Origin of the sequence: Streptomyces malaysiensis subsp. samsunensis (genome assembly GCF_024519315.1) — a bacterium.
GTDB lineage: Bacteria > Actinomycetota > Actinomycetes > Streptomycetales > Streptomycetaceae > Streptomyces > Streptomyces malaysiensis.
In genome coordinates this window covers 104,925-127,707 of record NZ_JANIIC010000019.1, presented here as the reverse complement: position 1 = coordinate 127,707, position 22,783 = coordinate 104,925, and the positions used below count along the sequence as shown (strand labels likewise).

Annotated in this window: 24 protein-coding genes and 1 pseudogene; 12 read left to right on the top strand and 13 right to left on the bottom strand. The window is 71.6% G+C overall.

Annotated elements, in window-relative coordinates:
• Nucleotides 1–64 precede the first annotated feature (64 nt).
• From NQU54_RS18315 to NQU54_RS18305, 3 genes and pseudogenes are all read left to right on the top strand, one after another.
• Nucleotides 65–915 (top strand): annotated as a pseudogene (locus NQU54_RS18315) (AraC family transcriptional regulator); the annotation flags it as partial.
• A 2-nt stretch (nt 916–917) separates the two neighbouring features.
• Nucleotides 918–1,658 carry an AzlC family ABC transporter permease gene (locus NQU54_RS18310; protein WP_257631989.1) on the top strand — a complete coding sequence of 247 codons (741 nt, stop codon included), beginning with the start codon at nt 918–920 and terminating at the stop codon, nt 1,656–1,658.
• Nucleotides 1,655–1,957 (top strand): AzlD domain-containing protein, encoded by a 303-nt coding sequence (locus NQU54_RS18305; RefSeq protein ID WP_069867897.1) that lies wholly within the window; start codon nt 1,655–1,657, stop codon nt 1,955–1,957. The genes NQU54_RS18310 and NQU54_RS18305 overlap by 4 nt, the downstream gene beginning before the upstream one ends.
• A gap of 19 nt (nt 1,958–1,976) precedes the next feature.
• On the opposite strand, the gene NQU54_RS18300 is transcribed toward NQU54_RS18305, so the two are convergent.
• Nucleotides 1,977–2,984 carry a hypothetical protein gene (locus tag NQU54_RS18300; protein ID WP_257631988.1) on the bottom strand — a complete coding sequence of 336 codons (1,008 nt, stop codon included), beginning with the start codon at nt 2,982–2,984 and terminating at the stop codon, nt 1,977–1,979.
• A 79-nt stretch (nt 2,985–3,063) separates the two neighbouring features.
• On the opposite strand from NQU54_RS18300, the gene NQU54_RS18295 reads away from it, so the two are divergent.
• From NQU54_RS18295 to recX, 4 genes are all read left to right on the top strand, one after another.
• Complete coding sequence (locus NQU54_RS18295; protein ID WP_069867895.1) at nt 3,064–3,258, top strand: DUF3046 domain-containing protein; 195 nt, start codon at nt 3,064–3,066, stop codon at nt 3,256–3,258.
• A gap of 80 nt (nt 3,259–3,338) precedes the next feature.
• Nucleotides 3,339–4,544 (top strand): AI-2E family transporter, encoded by a 1,206-nt coding sequence (locus tag NQU54_RS18290; protein WP_257631987.1) that lies wholly within the window; start codon nt 3,339–3,341, stop codon nt 4,542–4,544.
• Nucleotides 4,545–4,680: 136 nt separating this feature from the next.
• The gene (recA, locus tag NQU54_RS18285; protein ID WP_257631986.1) at nt 4,681–5,820 is read left to right on the top strand and encodes a recombinase RecA; all 1,140 of its coding nucleotides are present in this window, start codon (nt 4,681–4,683) and stop codon (nt 5,818–5,820) included.
• A 3-nt stretch (nt 5,821–5,823) separates the two neighbouring features.
• Nucleotides 5,824–6,435, top strand: a complete 612-nt coding sequence (gene recX / locus NQU54_RS18280) for a recombination regulator RecX (RefSeq protein ID WP_100805978.1) — start codon at nt 5,824–5,826, stop codon at nt 6,433–6,435.
• A gap of 371 nt (nt 6,436–6,806) precedes the next feature.
• On the opposite strand, the gene NQU54_RS18275 is transcribed toward recX, so the two are convergent.
• The 8 genes from NQU54_RS18275 to NQU54_RS18245 form a co-directional block, all read right to left on the bottom strand.
• Complete coding sequence (locus tag NQU54_RS18275; RefSeq protein ID WP_069867892.1) at nt 6,807–7,193, bottom strand: rhodanese-like domain-containing protein; 387 nt, start codon at nt 7,191–7,193, stop codon at nt 6,807–6,809.
• A 5-nt stretch (nt 7,194–7,198) separates the two neighbouring features.
• Nucleotides 7,199–7,741: a cupin domain-containing protein gene (locus tag NQU54_RS18270; RefSeq protein ID WP_167503590.1), complete on the bottom strand. Its 543-nt coding sequence runs from the start codon at nt 7,739–7,741 to the stop codon at nt 7,199–7,201.
• A gap of 94 nt (nt 7,742–7,835) precedes the next feature.
• Nucleotides 7,836–7,925, bottom strand: a complete 90-nt coding sequence (locus tag NQU54_RS50110) for a putative leader peptide (RefSeq protein WP_313905906.1) — start codon at nt 7,923–7,925, stop codon at nt 7,836–7,838.
• 187 nt (nt 7,926–8,112) lie between these two features.
• Nucleotides 8,113–9,834: an FAD-dependent monooxygenase gene (locus NQU54_RS18265; protein ID WP_257631985.1), complete on the bottom strand. Its 1,722-nt coding sequence runs from the start codon at nt 9,832–9,834 to the stop codon at nt 8,113–8,115.
• 187 nt (nt 9,835–10,021) lie between these two features.
• The gene (locus tag NQU54_RS18260; protein ID WP_257631984.1) at nt 10,022–10,963 is read right to left on the bottom strand and encodes an amino acid ABC transporter permease; all 942 of its coding nucleotides are present in this window, start codon (nt 10,961–10,963) and stop codon (nt 10,022–10,024) included.
• Complete coding sequence (locus NQU54_RS18255; RefSeq protein ID WP_257631983.1) at nt 10,960–11,607, bottom strand: amino acid ABC transporter permease; 648 nt, start codon at nt 11,605–11,607, stop codon at nt 10,960–10,962. Before NQU54_RS18255 ends, NQU54_RS18260 begins: the two co-directional genes overlap by 4 nt.
• Before the next feature lie 89 nt (nt 11,608–11,696).
• Nucleotides 11,697–12,608 (bottom strand): glutamate ABC transporter substrate-binding protein, encoded by a 912-nt coding sequence (locus NQU54_RS18250; protein WP_257631982.1) that lies wholly within the window; start codon nt 12,606–12,608, stop codon nt 11,697–11,699.
• An 81-nt stretch (nt 12,609–12,689) separates the two neighbouring features.
• The gene (locus tag NQU54_RS18245; protein ID WP_069867888.1) at nt 12,690–13,466 is read right to left on the bottom strand and encodes an amino acid ABC transporter ATP-binding protein; all 777 of its coding nucleotides are present in this window, start codon (nt 13,464–13,466) and stop codon (nt 12,690–12,692) included.
• A 306-nt stretch (nt 13,467–13,772) separates the two neighbouring features.
• On the opposite strand from NQU54_RS18245, the gene NQU54_RS18240 reads away from it, so the two are divergent.
• Nucleotides 13,773–14,483, top strand: a complete 711-nt coding sequence (locus NQU54_RS18240) for a response regulator transcription factor (protein WP_069867887.1) — start codon at nt 13,773–13,775, stop codon at nt 14,481–14,483.
• Between the two features lie 18 nt (nt 14,484–14,501).
• Entirely contained in the window at nt 14,502–15,938 is a 1,437-nt protein-coding gene (locus NQU54_RS18235) for a sensor histidine kinase (protein ID WP_257631981.1), read from the top strand.
• Between the two features lie 110 nt (nt 15,939–16,048).
• On the opposite strand, the gene NQU54_RS18230 is transcribed toward NQU54_RS18235, so the two are convergent.
• The 3 genes from NQU54_RS18230 to NQU54_RS18220 form a co-directional block, all read right to left on the bottom strand.
• A complete protein-coding gene (locus tag NQU54_RS18230) occupies nt 16,049–16,651 on the bottom strand; it encodes a class I SAM-dependent methyltransferase (protein ID WP_257631980.1) in 603 nt (200 codons plus the stop codon).
• A gap of 80 nt (nt 16,652–16,731) precedes the next feature.
• Nucleotides 16,732–17,721, bottom strand: coding sequence for a TAXI family TRAP transporter solute-binding subunit (locus tag NQU54_RS18225; protein WP_206333450.1), 990 nt, complete (start codon nt 17,719–17,721; stop codon nt 16,732–16,734).
• A gap of 96 nt (nt 17,722–17,817) precedes the next feature.
• A complete protein-coding gene (locus tag NQU54_RS18220) occupies nt 17,818–18,540 on the bottom strand; it encodes an IclR family transcriptional regulator (RefSeq protein ID WP_257631997.1) in 723 nt (240 codons plus the stop codon).
• A 102-nt stretch (nt 18,541–18,642) separates the two neighbouring features.
• On the opposite strand from NQU54_RS18220, the gene miaB reads away from it, so the two are divergent.
• Both miaB and NQU54_RS18210 read left to right on the top strand, forming a co-directional pair.
• Nucleotides 18,643–20,175, top strand: a complete 1,533-nt coding sequence (miaB, locus tag NQU54_RS18215; RefSeq protein ID WP_257631979.1) for a tRNA (N6-isopentenyl adenosine(37)-C2)-methylthiotransferase MiaB — start codon at nt 18,643–18,645, stop codon at nt 20,173–20,175.
• A gap of 22 nt (nt 20,176–20,197) precedes the next feature.
• Nucleotides 20,198–20,971, top strand: a complete 774-nt coding sequence (locus NQU54_RS18210; protein WP_257631978.1) for a class III extradiol dioxygenase subunit B-like domain-containing protein — start codon at nt 20,198–20,200, stop codon at nt 20,969–20,971.
• 139 nt (nt 20,972–21,110) lie between these two features.
• Here NQU54_RS18210 and NQU54_RS18205 read toward each other — a convergent pair whose 3' ends face one another.
• The gene (locus NQU54_RS18205) at nt 21,111–21,353 is read right to left on the bottom strand and encodes an antitoxin (protein ID WP_069867881.1); all 243 of its coding nucleotides are present in this window, start codon (nt 21,351–21,353) and stop codon (nt 21,111–21,113) included.
• A 489-nt stretch (nt 21,354–21,842) separates the two neighbouring features.
• Between NQU54_RS18205 and miaA the strand changes: the two genes are divergently transcribed.
• A complete protein-coding gene (gene miaA, locus NQU54_RS18200) occupies nt 21,843–22,781 on the top strand; it encodes a tRNA (adenosine(37)-N6)-dimethylallyltransferase MiaA (protein ID WP_257631977.1) in 939 nt (312 codons plus the stop codon).
• Nucleotides 22,782–22,783: the final 2 nt, after the last annotated feature.

The following is a 22,783-nucleotide window of genomic DNA, read 5'->3' as shown; positions in this document are numbered from 1 at the left end:
CACCACTGACAACGGGCGGAGTCGCAGGTCAGAGGGGGCCCGAGCGGGGGCGCACAATGGTGCCATGGTCACCCGGGAGAGCGCGCGGCACTGGCGGTACCCCCAGCTTCCGGGCGTCGATCTGCTGCGCGCCCGCTACATCCACAAGACCTTCGTCTGGCACACCCACGAGTCCTTCGTGATCGCCGCGATCACCGAGGGCGTCGAGGAGTTCCACCACCGCGGCGTGATCGAGCGCGCCGGGCCCGGCGGGCTCGCGCTCATCAACCCGGATGTGCCGCACACCGGACGGGCGGGGGCGCCCGAGGGGTGGGCGTACAGCGTGCTGTACCCGGCCGCGGACCTGGTCGCAGGGATCGCCGCCGAGACGACCACGCTCCGCGGCACGGCCGGATTCCGGGTCCCCAGCGTGGACGACCCCCAGAGCGCGCGGCTGGTCACCGTGGTGCACCGGGCCGCCGAGGAGGGGAACGCGCTCGCCGCCGACAGCCTGCTGCGCATCGCCGTCGCCCGGCTGCTGCGCGAGCATGGCGGCCCGCTCCCCGAGCGCACGGCGCGCACCGCGGGTGCGCGGACGGCGGCGCGCGCCCGCGCGATCCTCCAGGAGCGCATGGCGGATCCGCCATCCCTGGAACGGCTGGCGGCCGAGTTGGGCACCGGCCCTTTCGCCCTTCTGCGTGCCTTCCGTGCCGTCTATGGGATGCCGCCGCACACCTGGCTCACCGACGCCCGGGTCCGCCGGGCCCGGCGGCTGCTGGACGCCGGGACCACGCCCGCCGAGGTGGCCATGGCCGTCGGCTTCACCGACCAGTCCCACCTCAACCGTCACTTCACCCGCATCGTGGGGGTGCCTCCGGGCGCTTACCGACGGGAGCGCGCAAGAACGTACAAGACTGGATCCGAAGCGCTCTTCTAACGTGCACGATGTGCCAGAACAGATAGACATCCGAACCGAGTCCGCCGCACCCCCGGCGGACTCGGCCGTTGTCCGTGACGCCCTGGGCGTCGGTGTCGCGGTGGGGCTCTCCGGCTTCGCCTTCGGGGTGACCTCGGCGGGCGCCGGGCTCGGCGTGCTCCAGACCTGCGCGCTCAGCCTGCTCGTCTTCACCGGGGCCTCGCAGTTCGCCCTCGTGGGCGCGCTGGCGGCGGGCGGCAATCCGTTCACCGCCGCCGCCGGGGCGTTCTTCCTCGGGGTGCGCAACACCTTCTACGGGCTGCGGCTGTCCGGGCTCCTCGGGCTGCCGCGCGCGGTGCGCCCCCTGGCGGCCCACTGGGTCATCGACGAGACCTCGGCCGTCGCCCTCGCCCAGCCCGACCGGCGCACCGCGCGCCTCGGCTTCACCGTCACCGGGCTGACGCTGTACGTCCTGTGGAACCTCACCACGCTGATCGGCGCCCTGGGCGCCTCCGCGCTCGGCGACACCGACGCCTGGGGCCTGGACGCCGCCGGGCCCGCCGTCTTCCTCGCCCTGCTGGCTCCCATGCTCAGCGGCACCGTCGAACGGGCCGTGGCCGGTCTCGGCGTCCTGCTGCTGCTCCTCTGCCAGCCGCTGCTGCCCGCCGGGGTCCCGGTCCTGGTGGCGGCGCTCGCCGCCCCCGCCGTTCTTACGGTGCGCGGATACATGTCGCGCGGCACGGAGCCGGGTGAGCGCCGATGACCACCTGGATCGCCATCGGCGTCACCGCGGTGGGCTGCTACCTCGTCAAGCTGCTGGGCCTCTCGGTGCCCGCCGGAGTCCTGGAGCGCCCGCTCGTCAGGCGCCTGGCCGCGCTGCTGCCCGTGGCCCTGCTGGCCGCCCTCACCGCCCAGCAGACCTTCAGCGAAGGACGGCATCTCCTCCTGGACGCACGGGCGGCCGGGCTGGGGGCGGCGGCGCTCGCACTGGTGCTCCGCGCCCCCTTCCTGGTGGTGGTCGCCGTGGCCGTCGTCGTCACGGCCGGCGTCCGGGCCCTGTGACCGCCACGGACGCCCCCGCTCAGATCCGCCGTCCGTGAGCCCGCAGCGTCAGCAGCGCCTCGATGGTCGCCACCGATCGCCCCTCCAGCGTGGCCCCGGGCGTCCACGCCCGCCGGTGCGGCGGCCAGCCGCCGTCCTCCTGCTGTGCCGCCTCGAGGACGTCCAGGGACCGCTCCACCTCGGCGTCGGTGAACCACCGGCGTGCCGGGGAGCCGGGCGTACGGACGATGTCGAGCACCTGGAGGGACTCGCCGGGGCCCGGGTCCTGCTCCGGCGGCTGGGGGCGGCTCCCGGCGCGCTCGGGGGCCCCCGGCGGCACGACCAGCTTCTCCTCCCGCACCCGGCGGCCGAGCCGTTCGGCCGCAGCCTCGGCGCGCGCCCGGTCCGGTGCCCCGTCGAGGAAGGCGACGGCCGCCGCGATCTCGTACGGACGCGCCGCCGCGCCGGCCTCGCCCAGGGCGGCGACCGCCGCCCAGCAGAAGTCCGTGGCCCGGAAGAGCCACGCATGCCATACATCGTTGCGGTGCAGCAGCCCGACCACCGGCCCGGTGGTCAGCAGATCACCGCGCGGATCGTCCACCGATGGGATCCAGGGGGCCGCCGGATAGCCGCGCGGCGAGGGGTGGCAGATGGGCAGCGCGCCGTCCGGGGTGGACACGGACGTCAGATAGCGGCACAGGCGCTCCACCCGCTGCCCGCCGCAACGCCCGATCTCGTCGAGCACCCGTAAGGCGTGCACGGCGTGCAACGGCTGGCTCACCGGGCCGCGCAGATCCGGCTCCAGCGCATGGCCGTAGCCCCCATCGGGCCCCAGGTAGGCGGCCAGCGCGGTCTCGACCGCCTCGGCGCCGCCGCCCAGGAAGTGATACGCGAATCTGCGCTGCTCCAGCACGCGGGCGGTCAGCCAGACGAACCGCTCGGCGCGGGAGAGCGTGGAGGACTCGGCGGGCTGGGCCGGCTCGGCGGACCCGGGCGTGGGGAGGGAGGGCGACGACGGTGAGGAGGGGAGGCTTGCGGATCGATCCATGGACAGACCGTAGGCCGGAAGACACGGTCCGTAGGGGGCTCACGCCGGGGTGCACCCCCGGGAGCGCGATACTGGTCACATGCGGTTGACGGACTTCTGGCAGCGAATGGCGGATCACTTCGGCGAGACATACGCCGACTCCTTCGCGCGCGATCATGTGATGTCGCAACTCGGCGGCCGGACGGTGCACGAGGCGCTGAGCGCCGGTTGGGAGGCCAAGGACGTCTGGCGCGGCGTCTGCGCCGCGATGGAGATCCCCGAGAGCAAGCGCTGAGCGGCCCTCCGGCCTCCCCGGCAACACCGGCTTCCCGGGGTGGCCGGATTTCTTCGGCCGGTGTAGGCCACACTTGCTCCGTGGCCCCGACCGAAGAGACCCTCTCCTCCGACGCCGACGACACCCCGAGCGCCCCTCGGGCCTCCTCGGATCCCCCGCAACCCCCCGCCCGCATGCCGCGCTGGCTGCCGCGTGCCATGGTGCTCGCGCTCGCCCTGGTGGCCTGTTATCGCCTGGCGACCTGGGCCTTCGACCAGCTGACCGGGCTCCTGCTGAACATCCTGATCGCGTTCTTCCTGGCACTCGCGATCGAACCGGCCGTGGACCGGATGGCCGCCCGCGGGATGCGCCGGGGACTGGCCACGGGGCTGGTCTTTCTCGCCATCCTCATCGGCGCCGCGGGCTTCTTCACTCTGCTCGGCTCGATGCTCGCCGATCAGATCATGACCATGGTTCAGGACTTCCCGAAGTACCTCGACGACGTGGTCAGCTGGATCAACGACACGTTCCACACGCATCTGTCGCGTCTGGAGATCCAGGACAGCCTGCTGCACTCCGACTGGCTCCAGAGCTACGTCAAGAACAGCGCCGACAATGTGCTGGACGTCTCCACGCAGGTGCTCGGCGGGTTGTTCAAGACGCTGACGGTGACTCTGTTCGCGTTCTACTTCGCCGCCGACGGACCCCGGCTGCGCCGCGCCCTGTGCTCGGTCCTGCCGCCGACCCGGCAGGTCGAGGTGTTGCGCGCCTGGGAGATCGCGGTCGCCAAGACCGGCGGCTACATCTACTCCCGCGGGCTGATGGCGCTGATCTCCGGTGTCGCCCACTACATCCTGCTGGAGGCCCTGGGCGTGCCCTACGCCCCGGCGCTCGCCGTGTGGGTGGGGCTGATCTCGCAGTTCATCCCGACCATCGGCACCTACCTGGCCGGGGCCCTGCCGATGCTGATCGCGTTCACCATAGAGCCCTGGTACGCGCTCTGGGTCCTGATCTTCGTCGTGATCTACCAGCAGTTCGAGAACTATCTGCTCCAGCCGAGGATCACCGCCAGGACGGTGGACATCCACCCGGCCGTCTCCTTCGGATCGGTGATAGCGGGCACCGCGCTGCTGGGCGCGGTGGGTGCGCTGATCGCGATTCCGGCGACCGCGACGCTGCAAGCGTTCCTCGGCGCGTACATCAAGCGCTACGACGTGACCGACGATCCCCGGGTGCACGGGCGCACGCGCCGGCGCGGGGCCTCGGCCCTCGCGCGGATGCGCGCCGCGTTGGCGCGGCGTGGTTGACACAAAAATCGAACATCCATTCTTATGGAGGACCGGCAGGTTATCCACAGGCCGGGGACGTCAGGGCCGCTTGTCAGTGGCAGGCGCTAGCGTCTTGGACGTGAAGCGATCGACTCAAGCAAACCGGGTGGGACCCATGGCAGGAACCGACCGCGAGAAGGCCCTCGACGCCGCGCTCGCACAGATTGAACGGCAATTCGGCAAGGGCGCCGTGATGCGCATGGGCGACCGGCCGAACGACCCGATTGAGGTCATCCCCACCGGGTCGACCGCTCTCGACGTCGCCCTCGGCGTGGGCGGTCTGCCGCGTGGCCGGGTGGTCGAGGTCTACGGCCCCGAGTCCTCCGGTAAGACGACCCTGACCCTGCACGCGGTGGCCAACGCCCAGCGGGCGGGTGGCACGGTCGCCTTCGTGGACGCGGAGCACGCCCTCGACCCGGACTACGCGCAGAAGCTCGGAGTGGACACCGACTCGCTGATCCTGTCCCAGCCGGACAACGGCGAGCAGGCGCTCGAGATCGTGGACATGCTGGTCCGCTCCGGCGCTCTCGACCTCATCGTCATCGACTCCGTCGCCGCCCTGGTGCCGCGCGCGGAGATCGAGGGCGAGATGGGCGACTCCCATGTCGGCCTCCAGGCCCGGCTGATGAGCCAGGCGCTCCGCAAGATCACCAGCGCGCTGAACCAGTCCAAGACCACCGCGATCTTCATCAACCAGTTGCGCGAGAAGATCGGCGTGATGTTCGGCTCCCCGGAGACCACGACCGGTGGCCGGGCGCTGAAGTTCTACGCGTCGGTGCGCATCGACATCCGTCGCATCGAGACCCTCAAGGACGGCACCGACGCGGTCGGTAACCGTACCCGCTGCAAGGTCGTCAAGAACAAGGTCGCACCGCCCTTCAAGCAGGCCGAGTTCGACATCCTCTACGGCCAGGGCATCAGCCGCGAGGGCGGTCTGATCGACATGGGCGTCGAGCACGGCTTCGTCCGCAAGTCCGGTGCCTGGTACACCTACGAGGGCGACCAGCTCGGCCAGGGCAAGGAGAACGCTCGCAACTTCCTGAAGGACAACCCCGATCTCGCCAATGAGATCGAGAAGAAGATCAAGGAAAAGCTCGGCATCGGGGTGAAGCCCCAGGACCCGGCTGCCGCCGGGCCCACCGCGGACGCGACGGGTGCCGCGGGCGTGACCGCCGCGGCACCGGTGAAGGCCGTGGCCGCCCCGGCTGCCAAGTCCGGGGCGAAGGCGGCCAAGACGGCCGCGGCCAAGAGCTGATCCATGACGCGGCGGACCGAATGGCCGGACGGCCCAGGCCGTCCGGAGCGCCCGGACCGTCCGGACAGCGGCGCCCCCTCCTCGTCGAGGGCCGAGCAGGGGTCGCCGCTCGGCCCGGAGGAGCAGGCGCGGGCAATCTGCCTGCGCCTGCTCACCGGGACCCCGCGCACCCGTAAGCAGCTCGCGGACGCGCTGCGCACCCGGGGCATCCCCGATGACGCGGCGCGGGAGGTGCTGTCCCGGTTCGAGGACGTCGGTCTGATCGACGACGCGGCGTTTGCCGGGGCATGGGTGGAGTCCCGGCACCACAGCCGGGGGCTCGCCCGGAGTGCGCTCGCCCGTGAGCTGCGTACCAAGGGCGTGGACTCTGCTCTGATCGACGATGCCGTGGGGCAGCTCGACGCCGATCAGGAGGAGCGGACCGCGCAGGAGTTGGTCGAGCGCAAGCTGAGGGCCACCCGGGGCCTGGACCGGGAGAAGCGGATCCGCCGCCTCGCCGGGATGCTGGCCCGTAGGGGCTACTCCGAGGGGCTGGCGCTGCGGGTGGTGCGGCGCGCGCTGGAGGAGGAGGGAGAGGATCCGGAGCTGTTGGAGCACCATCTCCCCGACCTCTGAGCCCCCGGCCGGCCCCTGAGCCATGGCCCTCTGTCCGGGCCTCAGCTCCCGACCTTTGGGCCCGGCTGCCCCGTCCGGGGCTGTGACGGCTCGGCGGTCAACCCGGTGAAGTCGGTTGCTCAGAAAGAGCGGTGACCGGCCGCGCGACACCCGAGGTGTGTGACACCTGAGACATACGACCCCTGGGCCGTGCGACATCCCGGACCCGGGGTGCTCAGCAGATCGGCGGAAGTCGGCTCTCAGCTCTCAGTTCGAGAGGCGCCCTGAAGGGGCGCGGGCTGTGTCGATATGCGGCTCCGCCGCGTGGGCGCGACCGGCTACGACGGCGCCGCGGACGATCGACGGCATCTCGGCCACCTCCAACGGAGCGCTCAGCGCACCGGGAGGCCCGCCGCACGCCATGCCTGGAAGCCGCCGATCAGATCGGTCGCCCGCTCCAGTCCCAGCCGGCGCAGCGAGACGGCGGCGAAGCTGGACGCGTAGCCCTCGTTGCACACCACCACGACCCGCAGACCGTGATGGGTGGCCTCGGGCAGCCGGTGGTCGCACTGCGGGTCGAGCCGCCACTCCAGCTCGTTCCGCTCGACGATCAGCGCCCCCGGGATGGTGCCGTCGCGCTCCCGCAGCGCCGCGTACCGTATGTCCACCAGCAGCGCGCCCTCGACCTGCGCCGCCGCGGCGTCGAGGGGCTCCAACCGGTCGAGTTCCTCGCGGGCCTCGGCCAGCAGCTCGTCCACGCTCCGTTTGGTCGTGCCCATCGCGATTACCCCCACTCCTCGGGCCGCTCGACCTGCTCCAGCCGCAGCGTCCGACCGGTGCGGCTGTAACGCCGCATCAGCGGCAGCGGCGGATAGTAGGCGTGCACCGACACCGCATGCTCGGTGTCGGACGGGTTGATCACCTCATGCACATGATGCGATCCGAAGGCCCGGCCCTGCCCGGCGGGCAGCCGCCGCTCGCGGTCCACGCCGTCGGCCAGCTCCAGGGTCTTCCAGCCCTCGGTGGGGAGACGCGCGGCGAGCGACTGCTCATCGAGCTCACCCGCCGCCGTGACGAAGGCGCCATGGGAGCCGCCGTGGTCGTGCCAGCCGGTGCCGGTGCCGGGAGGCCAGCCGATCAGCCAGGCTTCGCTGCCGCCGGGCCCGTCGAGACGCAGCCAGGTGCGGCCCTCCGGATCGAGCGGAAGCGAGGCCACGAGCTCGGCGTCGGCGGCGGTCCGGCGGGCGAAGTCGAGCAGTTCCGCGGCGCTCGGCGGAGCGCCGGCGCCGGATGCGGGGTCCGTGATGAGGTCCGTCGAAGGGCCCACGGGACCGGGGGTGGAAGTGCGTACGTCGGGCACAGAGAACCGTCCTGAGAGATCGCGAAAGGGGCGCGGCCGTACCGCGCGGAAAAGAACTGGATCAACAGGACGGACTACACACACATCCCGCGTAGCGGACCAGGTCCAGATGGACCCTCCGCCAGAAGCGAGGCAAGCATGTGTCGGTCACGGTGCGAAGTGAATCATGAGGCGGAAAGGAAGGTCAACCTCACCGGCTCGCGCCCGGACCACGCACGCCAGGGGGCGGGCCGCGCACGCCAGGGGGCGGGCCGCGCTCCCGGAGACGGGCCGCACGTCCGGACGCGCCCGCGCGTGCCCCGTCGCCCCGCTCTCCCCCCACTTCTCCGCTACTGCCGCTACTGCCGCGCGCTCGCCTCCGCCGGTACGCCTCTGGCCGTGTTCCCGCCCCGGGCCGCGTCCGCGCACGCGTACAGCGCGCCCGGCCGCACCCCGGACAGCGCCGCGGCGAGATGGCCGTCCGGCCGCACCAGCAGCACGGTGTGCGCCGGGGCTCCCGGATACGCCTCGGCGACCAGCAGCTCGGTGCGCAAGGGCAGCGCCGCGACGGCCGCCGCGAGCCGCGGCATCAGCCCGGCCCGCATCCAGTGGCGGCGGTCCCACACCCCGGTGCCGGGGGCGATCAACACCACCAGCAGCTCCCGGCCGAGCCGCTCCCGTAGCCGTACGACCGAGCCGTCCGGCGCGGTCACCGGCACATCGGCGACCGGCGCCCCGGGCGCCGTGCCCACCGTGACCGAGCCGTCCGGCGGCGTGACGGGGGCCAGTGGCGACCGGTCGTAGACCGGCGGCGCGCCGAGCGGGCCCTGCCCGAGGTGACCGTCGGTGAGCAGCGCGTCGTGCCCGCGCGCCCCGCCGGGCCGCACGGTGCGCCGTACCGCGCTCCAGCCGCCGGCCGCCCGCACCAGCGGCAGCGCCTGGTCCGCGGCGCGAAGGCGGGCGCTCACGGCTCCGCGCCGCTCCGCCTGATAGCTGTCCAGCAGGGCCTCCGAGGCCCCGTGGTGCCAGGCGAGGGAGAGCTTCCAGGCGAGGTTGTCGACGTCCCGCAGCCCTTCCTCGAGCCCCTGGGTGCCGAGCGCGCCGAGCAGATGGGCAGCGTCCCCGGCCAGGAAGGCGCGGCCGACGCGCCAGCGCAGCGCGAGCCGGTGGTGCACGGTGTGCACGCCGGTGTCCAGCAGCTCATAGGGGGGCTCGGAATCCCCGCACCACCCCGTGAGGGTGTCGCGCACCCGCACCATCAGGGCATCGGGGGTGACGAGATCGCGGCCGGGCGGCAGCAGCCAGTCGACCCGCCACAGGCCGCGCGGCAGCGGCCTGGCGGTCACCTCCGCGTCGATGCTGCGCCAGGGCGGGGAGCGGTGCAGCACGGCCTCGCCGGGCCAGGGGAGTTCGGCGCGCAGCGCCGCGACGGCGTGCCGCTCCACGGCCGTACGGCCCGGGAAGCGCACGCCCAGGAGCTTGCGGACGGTCGAGCGCGGCCCGTCGCAGCCCACCAGATAGCTGCCCCGCCACCAGGTGGCCTGGGAGCCCCGGGTGCGCACCCCGACCCCGTGGTCGTCCTGCTCCAGGTCGTCGATCCGGGTTCCGGAGATGATGCGGACGAGGTCCTCGTCGCCGATGGCGGCCAGCGAGCCCCGCAGCGCCCGGGAGAGCTCGTGCTGGGGCAGATGCAGCGGTGAGGGCGTCGGCGCCGCTGCCGAGGCGTCCTCGGGCCCGTCGCCGTCGGGGGAGCCGATGGCCTCCGTAAGGCCGCCGTCCCAGCCGACGGCGCCGCGCTCGCCGCCGAAGAGGCTGCCGGGGATGAGCGGCACCTGCCGCACCAGCTGCCGCCGCCGCATCGTGCGCCAGCCGGTCCACGGTCGCGTACGGGCGGTGACCCGGCAGCCCAGCCGCTCCAGGAGACCGGCGGTGTCCGGGCGCAGCACGACCGTTTGGGCGAGACGGCTCTCCTCACCGCCCGTGGACTCGTCCAGCAGGATGACGGGCACTTCGAGGTGCGCGAGGGCGAGGGCCAGGGTGAGGCCGACCGGGCCTGCCCCGGCGACGATCACCGGGTCCACGGTGCGGTTCCTGTGGCCCTGCGGGTCGTACGTGACGTACGGAAATTGGCAGTTGAACCCGGGTGAGCGATCACAGAAAGCATGCAACCGACTGCCGGTGCCCGCGTCAAGCGACGAAGGGCGGTGGCGCGTGCGCCACCGCCCTGGTAAGGGTCTCGCTTGCCCGCCCGGTCCCCCGGACGGCCCCTCAGTTCGTCTTTCCGGCGGACGCGTCCGCCGGGGCCGCCGACTGGTCGACGACGTCGAGCGCGTCGCCGGCCGCGAGCGGCTGTTCGGCGCCCGCGACCCGGATGCCGGTCTTGGCGCGCCGGCCGCGCCGCTCGATCCACGAAGCGAGGGCGGAGAGGGCCAGACACATCGCGATGTAGATGGCGCCGCCGACGATGATCACCGGAACGTAGGGGTTGTCGTCGTTGACGACGGTGTTGCCGGCCAGCTGCTGAAGCTGGAACAGCAGCTCCTGGTAGGTGATGACATAACCGAGGGAGGTGTCCTTCAGCGTCACCACCAGCTGGCTGATGATGGTCGGCAGCATCGCCCTTACGGCCTGCGGCACCAGGACGGTCATCATGACCTGGGTCTTGCGCATGCCCAGGGCGTAGGCGGCCTCACGCTGGCCCCTGGGCACCGAGTTGATGCCCGCCCGCAACACCTCGGCCTGGACCGAGCCGTTGTAGACGGTCAGTCCGATGACCAGGGCCCAGAAGCCGGTGTTGTCACCGCTGAGGCCCAGGTCCGAGCGGTAGGTCAGGAAGAGCACCCACAGCACGTAGATGGTGATCAGCAGCGGGACGGCCCGGAACAGCTCGATGAAGCCGGTCGCGAACCAGCGGACGGCCTTGTGGTCCGAGAGCCGGCCGACGGCGAGCAGGACGCCGAGGACCAGCGAGAGGACCGCCGCGACCGCGAACACCTTCAGGGTGGTGAGCACACCGTCGCGGATGCTGGTCCGCACCCCGGCGTAGTTGAAGATGTCCCACATCTCGGGTGCGAACTGGCCCTTGGCGTTCAGCCGCAGCACGGCGAAGACGAGCAGCGCGAGGACGGCCAGCCCGCCGACGACGGTGAAGACGCGGTTCCGGACGCGGGCCTTGGGGCCGGGCGCGTCGTACAGGACGCTCGAGCTCATCGGGCGACCTCCAGGCGATTCTCCAGCAGCCGGAAGAGACCGCTGATGGCGAAGGTGATGACCAGGTAGCACAGCGCGATCCACAGGAAGATCCAGCCGATCGCGAAGCCCTTGTCACTCAGCAGCTTCGAGACATTGAACAGTTCGGTGTTGCTGAACGCCCCGGCGATGGCCGAGTTCTTGGTGAGCGCGATGAAGATGCTGCTCATGGGGGGAATCACGGACCGGGTGGCCTGGGGGAGGACTATCAGCCGGAGGGTCTGGAAGAAGGTCATCCCCAGGCTGCGGGCCGCCTCCGCCTGGCCGAGCGGCACGGTGTTGATACCGGACCGCACGGCCTCGCAGACGAAGGACGACGTGTAGCAGCCCAGCGCCCCCATGGCGAGGACGAAGGGGCTCGTCCCCGGGAAGAAGATCTGCGGGACCACGAAGAACGCGATCAGGAACAGCAGGGTCAGCGGGGTGTTGCGCAGCAGGGTGACCCAGGCCGTCCCGAATGCCCGCAGCGGCGGTATGGGCGACACCCGGAAGCCGGCTATGACGACCCCCAGCACGAGGGCCAGCGCCGCGCTGGCCGCCGTGATGGAGAGGGTTCCCAGGAACCCCTCCCGGAACTGGGGCAAATGATCGAGGAGTACGTTCATCGATTCTCCGCGGTTGCGGTCAGGTCAGCGGCGTGCGGAGCGCACCGGCTTCGAGGTGAACAGGCGAACGGGCGGACGGGCGGCCCTGCTCAGTAGCGGGGCAGGGGGGTCTTCGGCGCGACGTAGGAGGAGCCGGACTTGCCGAGCGTGCCTTCGTACGCCTTCTTGTAGTCGCCGTTCTTGATGTGCTTCTCGAGCGAGTCGGTGATCGCGTCGCGGAGCGCCTTGTCGTTCTTGTTCATGCCGATGCCGTACGGCTCCTCGGTGAACGGCTTGCCGACCACGTGGAGCTTGCTGGAGCGCTGGGCGGCGTAGCCCTTGAGGATCGCGTCGTCGGTGGTGACCGCGTCGACCTGGCCGTCGAGCAGCTGCTTGACGCAGAGCGAGTACTTGCTCAGCTCGGTGGTCTTGGCGCCGTACTTCGGCTTCTTGATCTCCTGGAGCGGGGTGGAGCCGACGATCGAGCAGACCTTCTTGCCCTTGATGCTGTCCGGGCCGGTGATCTTGCCCTTGTCCTCCATACGGACCAGCAGGTCAGCACCGGCCTGGTAGTACGGGCCCGCGAAGCCGACCTGCTTCTTGCGCTCGTCGTTGATGGTGTAGGTGCCGACGTAGTAGTCGACCTGGCCCTTGGAGATGGAGGTCTCGCGGACGTTGGAGTCCACCGTCTTGAAGGTGATCTTGTCCGCGGAGAAGCCGAGGTCGGCGGCGACCATCTTGGCGATCTCGATGTCGAAGCCGGAGCGCTTGCCCTCGGTGTCCTGGAACCCGAGGAAGGGCTGGTCGGCCTTGGCGCCGATGACGATCTTGCCGCGCTGCTGCGCCGCCTTCAGGGTCGGCGAGTCGATCTTCACGTCCTTCGCGACCGTGTAGTCGCCGGTGAAGACGTCTCCGCCCTTCGGCTTGTCCCCGGCGTTGCCCTTCTCGCCGCCACAGGCTGTCGCCGTCGCGGCCAGCGCGAGAACCACCGTGGCCGCCGCGGCCGTCTTACGAATCCTCATGGTGCCCATCCCTCTGTGTTCAGTACGTGCTTCAGATACGCAGTGGCGAACGTGCCGGCGGTCGGCCCGAGCCGGCTCGGCTCAGTGGTGCAGGATCTTCGACAGGAAGTCCTTGGCCCGGTCGCTGCGGGGGTTGTTGAAGAACTGCTCCGGCTCGGCCTCTTCGACGATCCGGCCGTCGGCCATGAAGACCACCCGGTTCGCGGCGGAGCGGGCGAAGCCCATCTCATGGGTGACGACGACCATCGTCATGCCGTCCCGGGCGAGCTGCTGCATGACCTCCAGCACCTCGTTGATCATCTCCGGGTCCAGCGCCGAGGTCGGCTCGTCGAAGAGCATCACCTTCGGGTCCATGGCCAGGGCGCGGGCGATCGCCACACGCTGCTGCTGGCCGCCGGACAGCTGGGCGGGGTACTTGTCCGCCTGGGCTCCGACGCCCACCCGGTCGAGCAGCGTGCGGGCCTTCTCCTCGGCGGTCTTCTTGTCCGTCTTACGGACCTTGAGCTGGCCCAGCATCACGTTCTCGAGCACCGTCTTGTGCGCGAAGAGGTTGAAGGACTGGAAGACCATGCCGACATCGGCGCGCAGCCTGGCGAGCTCCCTGCCCTCCTGGGGCAGCGGCTTGCCGTCGATCGTGATGGACCCGGAGTCGATCGTCTCCAGCCGGTTGACCGTGCGGCACAGCGTCGACTTCCCGGACCCGGACGGCCCGATGACGACGACCACTTCGCCGCGGCTGATGGTCAGGTCGATGTCCTGGAGCACATGCAGCGCGCCGAAGTGCTTGTTGACTCCTGACAACGCAACCAACGCGTTCGCCACCGGTGCGGCGTCCTTGGTCACCGATACTTCGCTCATCGGCGTCTCGCTCCGTCCTCCTCGGTTGGGAGGACACTAATAAGCGCCCACGACCAGCGTCATTACATCTGAGCTGAAATTGAGGATAACGATATGGCCGCGACGTGACACTCTGCGTGAACGGGACGATGCTCGCCGTACCGGCTGCATAACGGAAACCAGTGTGTGACCGAATGCGTCTTGACGGCTGCCCGTCGATCGGGGTGGATGCCCTGTGGCCATGTTCATGGCCGCATTCGAAGCCATGGTGACGGGGACGCGTACGGGGCGCGTCCCCCTTGAGACGGGAAGGTGGCGGAGGGGCCGGTGAGACTGCTGCTCGTCGAGGACGACAACCACGTCGCCGCGGCCCTGTCCGCCATGCTCTCCCGGCACGGATTCGAGGTCACCCACGCCCGCAGCGGCGAGGAGGCGCTGCAAGCGCTGCTGCCCGACTCCGGCGCCCCCTTCGGCGTGGTGCTCCTCGACCTCGGCCTGCCCGACCAGGACGGATTCGAGGTGTGCGGCAAGATCCGCAAGCGCACCGCCACGCCCGTGATCATGGTGACGGCGCGGGCGGATGTGCGCTCGCGCATACATGGGCTCAACCTCGGCGCCGACGACTATGTGGTCAAGCCGTACGACACCATGGAGCTGCTCGCCCGCATCCACGCCGTCAGCCGCCGCACCGCCGCGCACGACCCGGGCCATGGCGCCGAGGAGGGCCCGGACGGCCCCCATCCGCCGCTGCGGCTCGGCCCGGTGACCATCGAACTGCCCACCCGCCAGGTCTCCGTCAACGGCACGACCGTCTCGCTCACCCGTAAGGAGTTCGATCTGCTCGCCCTGCTCGCCCAGCGCCCCGGTGTGGTCTTCCGCCGGGAGCAGATCATCAGCGAGGTCTGGCGCACCAGTTGGGAGGGTACGGGGCGCACCCTGGAGGTCCATATCGCCTCCCTGCGCTCCAAGCTGCGGATGCCCGCCCTGATCGAGACGGTGCGCGGGGTGGGCTACCGCCTCGTCGCACCGGCCCGCTGAGCGACCGGGGCTCCCTCGGTGCGCACCCGGCTGCTCCCGCTTCTCATCGTCCTCATGGCGGGCGTGCTGCTCGCGCTCGGCTTCCCGCTCGCCGGGAGCCTGGCCGCCCGCGAACAGCAGCGAGTGGTCGTCGACCGGATCGACGACACCGCGCGCTTCGCCGCGCTCGCCCAGTTCGTCAGCGCCGGGCCGACGGGGTCGGCAGGCCCGGAGGGGGGCGAGCGGCTGGACACCCTGCGCGCCGAGCTCAAGCGCTACCACGAGCTGTACGGCATCCGGGCCGGGGTCTTCTACCGGGAGCGGGACGCACCGCCCATGGCCGAGGCACCAGGCGGCTGGCGGCTGCCGGACACGGGCGAGAGCTCCCAGGCGTTCGACGAGGCCCTCGCCGGGCGCCGCAGCCACGATCCGCCCCAGGTGTGGCCCTGGCAGCGGGGCAGGCTCACCGTGGCCTCTCCCGTCGTCCGCGACGGGGACGTGGTGGCCGTCGTCGTCACCGACTCGCCCACCGGCCAGATGCGGTCGCGCATCCTGCACGGCTGGCTCGTCATCGGCGCGGGCGAAGCCGCCGCGATGCTGCTGGCCGTGGGGGCCGCCGTCCGGCTCACCGGATGGGTGCTGCGGCCGGTGCGCGTCCTGGACGGCGCGACCCATGACATCGCCACCGGGCAGATGCAGTCACGCGTCGCGGCCGCCTCCGGGCCCCCGGAGCTGCGGCGGCTGGCCCGCTCGTTCAACGAGATGGCCGACAACGTCGAACAAGTCCTCGAGCAGCAGCGGGCGTTCGTCGCCGACGCCTCCCACCAGCTGCGCAATCCGCTCTCCGCGCTGCTGCTGCGCATCGAGCTGCTGGCGCTGGAACTGCCGGACGGCCATGAGGAGATCGCCTCGGTGCGCGCGGAGGGCAAGCGCCTGGCCAGCGTCCTGGACGATCTGCTCGACCTCGCCCTGGCCGAGCACTCCGCCGCGGATCTGCGGCTCACCGATATCGCGGAGCTGGCGACCGACCGGGTGGACGCCTGGCTGCTGGTGGCCGAACGGGAGGAGGTCGGGCTCGCCTACACCGGCCCGGCGGCCATCACCGGCTGGGCCGACCCGGTGGCCCTCTCCAGCGCGCTGGACGCCGTGGTCGACAACGCCCTGAAGTTCACGCCGGAGGGCGCGCATGTGGAGGTCTCGGCGCGGACGGAGGGCGACAGCGTCGCGATCGTCGTCTCCGACGGCGGGCCGGGCCTCACCGAGGAGGAACTCGCCCGCATCGGCGACCGCTTCTGGCGCAGCAGCCGCCACCAGAACATCTCGGGTTCGGGTCTGGGCCTGTCCATCACCCGCGCCCTGCTCGCGGCGGGCGGCGGCACGATCCACTACGCCCCCAACGAGCCCCGCGGCCTGTGTGTGACCATCACCGTCCCGAGGACCGGGCCCGGTGAGAAGGTGAAGACCGTAAGGGCGTGAAGGCCGTAAGGGCGTGAGGAGCGCCGTAAGGGTGCGATGGGGGTGCCGTAAGGGTGCGATCGCGCGCCGTAAAGGCGCGGGCGGTCGCGGTAAGGGCGTGAGCGGGCCGCTCAGTCCCGCGGCTTGTGCCAGACGACGCTGTAGCGCCACAGGAGGTGACGGCGGTACCGCGAGCCCGGCAGCAGTCCGGCGGCCAGCGCCCGCATCTCCGGATAGGTCACCGGCGGCGGCCACACGATGGGGGACGGGTGCTCCCAGTATCCCCTCACGGCGCGATGGGCCTTACCGACGGCCACGGCGGCAAGGACGCGCGGCAGGTCCTTGGGCAGGGTGTCGCGGGCGACGCCGACGACGGCCAGGACGCCGCCGGGCCGCAACAGTTCGCGCATGCGCGTCAGGCCGGTCGTGGCGTCCATGTGGTGCAGGGCGGCCACCGAGGCGATGACGTCGAACGAGGCGGGTTCGAACGGGTGGCTGAGGAAATCGCCGAGGACGTAGTCGATATCGTCCTGGTACGCGCGCCCCTGATCGAGGCTGGGCGCGTCGAGGTCGATGGCGGTGACATGCGGCACGGTCCGCCGGAGCGCGCGGGCGAGCATGCCCTCGCCGCAGCCGACGTCGAGGGCGCGCCGGGCGCCGTCGGGGACCGCGCGGAGGATGCGGGGGTGGTAGTGGATGTTGTGGTTCCACCGCCTGCGGTTCTTCGCTGTCATGTGAAGATCCTGCCGGACGTGGGTCCCTGCCGGACGCGGGTTCCGCCGGTCGGCTGGATCGAGACGGCGGCGTTGCCGGGCTACGGCTTGACCGAGCGGTAGTAGCGCGCCGCGCCCTGGTGGAGGGCGAGCGGATCGGTGAAGACGGCGGTGCGCAGGTCCACCTTCTGGGCGGCGTGCACCGTCGCCCCGATGCGGTCCCGGTTCTCTATCACCGTGCGGGTGACGCCCTCCGCCAGATCGGGGTCCACCCGGTCCGTGGTGACCAGGAGGTTCGGTACGGCGATCGTCTTGACCGGCTCCGGCCTGCGTATCTCCTCGTACGCGTCGGCGGGCACGGTGGCCGCCCGGTAGTAGCGCGTCACCCCGCCCTGCCGGTGCAGCGGGCCGGTGAGGTCGCCGAGCTGGACGAGCCGGATCGGGTAGGCGCGGGCCAGGGTGCGCACCGCGGAGGTCGGCAGCCCACCCGACCAGAAGAAGGCGTCCAGCTTGCCCTGGCGCAGCAGCCTCGGCATGGTGTCGATGCCGACCCGCTTCGCCCGGATGTCCCGCTCGAAATCGAGCCCGGCGGCCTTGATCAGCGCCCGGGTGATCAGCTGCACGCCCGAGCCGTCGTCGCCCACCCCCACCCTCAGATGCTTCAGATCGCGGGCCGATCGCACGGACGAGCCCCTGGGCACGACCAGCTGCATGTAGTCGTCGTAGAGCCGGGCGCAGGCCCGCAGCTGATCCGCTCCCTCGCCCTGGTAGGCGGCGACGGCGTCGGTGGCGGCGATGGCGAAGGTGGCCCTGCCCCGGGCCAGCCGTTCGACGTTCTCCGGGGACCCCCTGGACTGTTCCAGCCGCACATCGACATCGGGGAGATCCCGGGCGAGGTCCTGCTCGAGCATCCGGCCGTAGGTGTCGTAGACCCCGGTGGAGACCCCTGTCGCGAACGTCACCCGGCCGCTGGGCGCGGGGCCGCCGCCCGTCGCCAGCAGCCACCACAGCAGCAGCCCGAGGGCGACGAGGCCCGCGGCGGCGGACTGGAGGGCACGGCGCCGGTCCAGGCGCGGAAGGGTGACGGCCATGGCGAGGATCCTGCCAGCCCCGCTTCCGGGAGGGGAGGGGCGAGGCCCACGGGAGGCGAGGAGAGCCCGGGATCCCGTCCGGTGGGCGCCGCTCGATCAGGTGCCGGAGCGCAGGGCCCTCGACAGGCCCAGGGCCGCGGTCCGGACCGCCGGCGCCAGCTGTGCCGGCCGGAAGCGGCCGCGCGGCACGGCCACCGACAGCGCCGCCACCGCCGTCGGTCCGTCGAAGACGGGGGCCGCGATGCAGCTGACCCCCGGAGCCGCCTCTTCCTCCTCGTAGGCCAGCCCCGCGACCTGAGCCTGTTCGACGGCCGTGCGCAGCCGGTCCGGATCGGTGATCGAGTGGGCGGTGAGACGGGGCAGAGGCGCGGCCAGGACCTCCTCGACCAGCTCGGAGCCCGAGAACGCCAGGAGCGCCTTGCCGACGCCGGTGCAGGTCAGGGGCAGTCGGCCGCCGATGCGGGAGGGCAGCCGCAGGGCGTCGTGGCCGTGGATGCGCTCGACGTAGACCACCTCGTGGCCCTCGCGCATCCCGAGGTGCACGGTTTCGTGCGTGGCCTCGAAGAGGTCCTGGAGGAACGGCAGCGCGGCCTCCCGCAGATCGCGCCGGCGCGGCACGAGCGAGCCCAGTTCGAACAGGGCACCGCCGAGCCGGTAGGTCTCGGCGTCACGTTCGAGCAGGCCGAGCCGGACCAGATCGGCGCAGAGCCGGAACACGGTGGTCTTGGCCAGCCCCGTACGCGCCGACAGTTCTGTGAGACGGAACGCGCCGCCGTCGGGCCGGAAGCAGCCAAGGATGGCCACCGCCTTGTCGAGCATGTTGCCCTGGGAGCTGTTCCGTGTCATGGAACCCATTGTGCCCATGGCCGCCCGGCCCACCGTCGGGCAGGGAGGCTTTCCGTGAGCGCCTACCCTTGTCGGGTGACCATCAGCAGCGACCGGAGCCCGGCAGTGGACGTTCAAGCACCCAAGAGCTACGAGATCCGCACCTACGGGTGCCAGATGAATGTCCATGACTCCGAGCGGCTCTCGGGCCTCCTGGAAGAGGCGGGCTACGTCCGCGCGCCCGAGGGCACCGATGAGGGCGAGGCCGACATCGTCGTCTTCAACACCTGCGCGGTGCGGGAGAACGCCGACAACCGGCTGTACGGCAACCTCGGCCGGCTCGCACCGATCAAGGCGCGGCGGCCGGGTATGCAGATCGCCGTCGGCGGCTGTCTGGCCCAGAAGGACCGCGACACCATCGTCAACAAGGCCCCGTGGGTCGATGTGGTCTTCGGCACCCACAACATCGGCAGCCTGCCGGTGCTGCTGGAGCGCGCCCGCGTCCAGGAGGAAGCCCAGGTCGAGATCGCCGAGTCCCTGGAAGCCTTCCCCTCCACCCTTCCGACGCGGCGCGAGTCCGCGTACGCCGCGTGGGTCTCCATCTCCGTGGGCTGCAACAACACATGCACCTTCTGCATCGTCCCGGCGCTGCGCGGCAAGGAGAAGGACCGCCGACCCGGCGACATCCTCGCCGAGGTGGAGGCCCTGGTCGCCGAGGGTGTCACCGAGATCACCCTGCTCGGCCAGAACGTGAACGCCTACGGCTCCGACATCGGCGACCGCGAGGCGTTCAGCAAGCTGCTGCGCGCCTGCGGGAAGGTCGAGGGCCTGGAGCGGGTCCGGTTCACCTCACCGCATCCGCGCGACTTCACCGACGACGTCATCTCCGCCATGGCCGAGACGGAGAACGTGATGCCGCAGCTGCACATGCCGCTTCAGTCCGGCTCGGACACCGTGCTCAAGGCGATGCGCCGCTCGTACCGGCAGGAGCGCTACCTGGGCATCATCGAGAAGGTGCGCGCCGCGATGCCGGACGCCGCCATCTCGACCGACATCATCGTCGGCTTCCCCGGGGAGACGGAGGAGGACTTCGAGCAGACGCTGCACGTGGTGCGCGAGGCGCGCTTCACGCAGGCGTTCACCTTCCAGTACTCCAAGCGGCCCGGGACACCCGCCGCCGAGATGGACGGCCAGGTGCCCAAGAAGGTCGTCCAGGAGCGCTACGAGCGGCTGGTCGCCCTCCAGGAGGAGATCTCCTGGGAGGAGAACAAGAAGCAGGTCGGCCGGACGCTGGAGGTGCTGGTCGCCGAGGGCGAGGGCCGTAAGGACGACGCCACGCGGCGGCTGTCCGGCCGGGCCCCCGACAACCGCCTGGTGCACTTCGCCCGGCCCGAGGAGCCGGTGCGCCCCGGTGATGTCGTCACCGTCGGCATCACCTACGCCGCCCCGCACCATCTGCTGGCCGAGGGCCCGGCCCGGGGCGTGCGGCGCACCCGTGCCGGAGACGCCTGGGAGCGGCGGAACGCGCCCGGGGAGAAGCAGCCCGCGGGCGTGCTGCTGGGCCTGCCGACGGTAGGTGCCCCGCCGCCGCTGCCGGCTACGCCCGCCGCGGGCTGCGGCTGCGACTGAACGCGCGGCTAGGCTCACGATCATGCTGATCGCCGCCGCCGTCTGCTCGTGTCCGCCGCTGCTGGTGCCCGAGGTCGCCGCGGGAGCCGCTCCCGAGCTGGACGGGCTGCGCGCGGCGTGTTCCGAGGCCGTCCGCGCCCTCGCGGCGGCGCGTCCGGACTGCCTGATCGTGGTGGGGCCCGCCGATCGCGCCGGGCGCGGGAAACATGCGCAGGGCGCGGCAGGATCGTTCCGCGGCTTCGGGGTGGAGCTGGATGTGCGGCTTGCGGCGCCGACGGCGGAGGGGACGTCCGGCGGCGGCGATGCCGCGGGGCGGGGACCCTCGCCCGAGCTGCCGCCGTCGCCGCCCACCCTGCCGACCTCGCTTGCGGTCGGCGCCTGGCTGCTGGAGCACGCGGGGTGGGACCCGGCGGTGCCCGTCGAGGGGCTGGGTGTGGGGGAACCTCTCGCGGCCGAGCGGTGTATTGAAGTCGGAAGGGAGCTCGCCGGGCGGGCGGAGCGGGTCGCGCTGCTGGTGATGGGCGACGGCACCGCATGCCGCACGCTGAAGGCGCCGGGCTATCTCGACGAGCGGGCGGCCCCGTTCGACGCCGAGATGGCGCGGGCGCTGGCGGCCGCCGACACCGGGGCGCTGGCCGCGCTCGACGAGGAGTTGGCGTACGAGCTCAAGGCGGCAGGACGCGCGCCGATGCAGGTGCTCGCGGGGGCGGGCGAGGGGGCGCGCCTGAAGGGGGAGTTGCGGTATGACGAAGCGCCGTACGGCGTGGGGTATTTCGTGGCGAGCTGGTTGTCGTAGGCCGCTCGCGGCCGTGGAGCGTGCGCTCCACGGCCGCGTACCGGCGGGGTCGGCCGGTCCGGGACCGGCACCACCCGCCCCCGACGTGTCCGCCCCCGTCCGATGTGCCTTCTTGCGTGCCTTCTTGGCCTGGCCGGCCTTATGCGTCGCCCTTGCGCTTGGGCTTGGGCTCGTCCATGTGCGAGAGGCGGTTGAGGGCGTCCTTCGCCTTGCCCGTGCCAGTCTCGATCTTGGCGCTGTACTTGCCCTTGGTCCTGGTGTCGACCGACTTGGCCGCCTTCTCCAGGCCCCGTCCGATCCTGGCCTCGTGCTGCTGCGCGAAGCCGCCGGCCTTGCCCTTCATCTGACCGGCCTTGGCCTTGAGATTGTCCATCAGGCCCATGTGCCACCTACCCTCGTCGGTTGCCTATGTGCGGGCGCTCTCACCGGTCTCGCTGTCGGCCGCCTCGGCCGCGGACTGCTGCCTGGGGATTCCGGCGCCTTCACCCGCCGGACTCTCCTTCCCGCTCCGCGCGGCCTCATCCCCGTCAGCGGTCCCGGACTCGGTCTCCGCCGTTGCGGCGTCGGCCGCGGCCTGGGCGTCCTGTACGGACGGAGTCTCCTCCGGTGCCCTCTCGGACGATCGGATCGTCCTCTTCGACACACGGTGAGACCTGGAAGAACGTCGAAACCTGGAAAACACGCCCATATCTACTCCATACCTTACTCGTGCGGGCGAAATCCCGTGCCGTTCGGGGTGCCCCCTTGCGCCGCGCGTGGGCACCGAGTCCCCGAACCGGCCCTGGGAACCTCGCAACAGGCAACGAACCCGGCGGTGCCCCGTCACGTCGCTCATTCGAGGAGAGCCCCTGGCATTTGCGAGACTGGCCCGGTGAATATTGCAGGCCACCCGCTGCGAGTCATCGCCGTCGTCGGCCCCACCGCGGCCGGAAAGTCCGACCTGGGCGTCGCGCTCGCCAGACATCTCGGCGGCGAGGTCGTCAACGCCGACTCCATGCAGCTCTACCGGGGCATGGACATCGGCACCGCCAAGCTGACGGAGGACGAGCGGCAGGGGGTGCCGCACCGGCTGCTGGACATCTGGGACGTCACCCAGACCGCGAGCGTCGCCGAGTATCAGCGGCTGGCCCGCGCCGAGATGGACCGTCTGCTCGACGAGGGCCGCACCCCCGTCCTGGTCGGCGGCTCCGGTCTCTACATCCGCGGGGCCATCGACGCACTCGAGTTCCCGGGCACCGACCCCGCCGTCCGGGCCCGGCTCGAGGCCGAGCTGGAGGAGCGGGGTTCCGGGGTCCTGCACGCCCGGCTCGCCGCCGCCGACCCCGAGGCGGCGCGCGCGATCCTGCCCAGCAACGGCCGCAGGGTGGTCCGGGCGCTGGAGGTCATCGAGATCACAGGCCGCCGTTTCACGGCCAATCTGCCGGGGCATGAGGCGGTCTACGACACGCTCCAGATCGGCGTCGACGTCGAGCGGCCCGAGCTGGACGAGCGGATCGCCCTTCGGGTCGACCGGATGTGGGACGCCGGGCTGGTCGAGGAGGTCCGCCGGCTGGAGGCCGCCGGGCTGCGCTCCGGCCGTACCGCCTCCCGCGCGCTCGGCTATCAGCAAGTGCTCGCCGCGCTCGCGGGGGAGTGCGCCGAGGAGGACGCGAAGGTCGAAACGGTGCGCGCCACCAAGCGGTTCGCACGCCGTCAGGACTCCTGGTTCCGCCGCGATCCCAGGGTCCACTGGCTCAGCGGAGCCGCCGACCGCAGGGGGGAACTCCTGGCGAGCGCGCTCGCGTTGGTTGAACGGGCGGTCACAGCCTGATC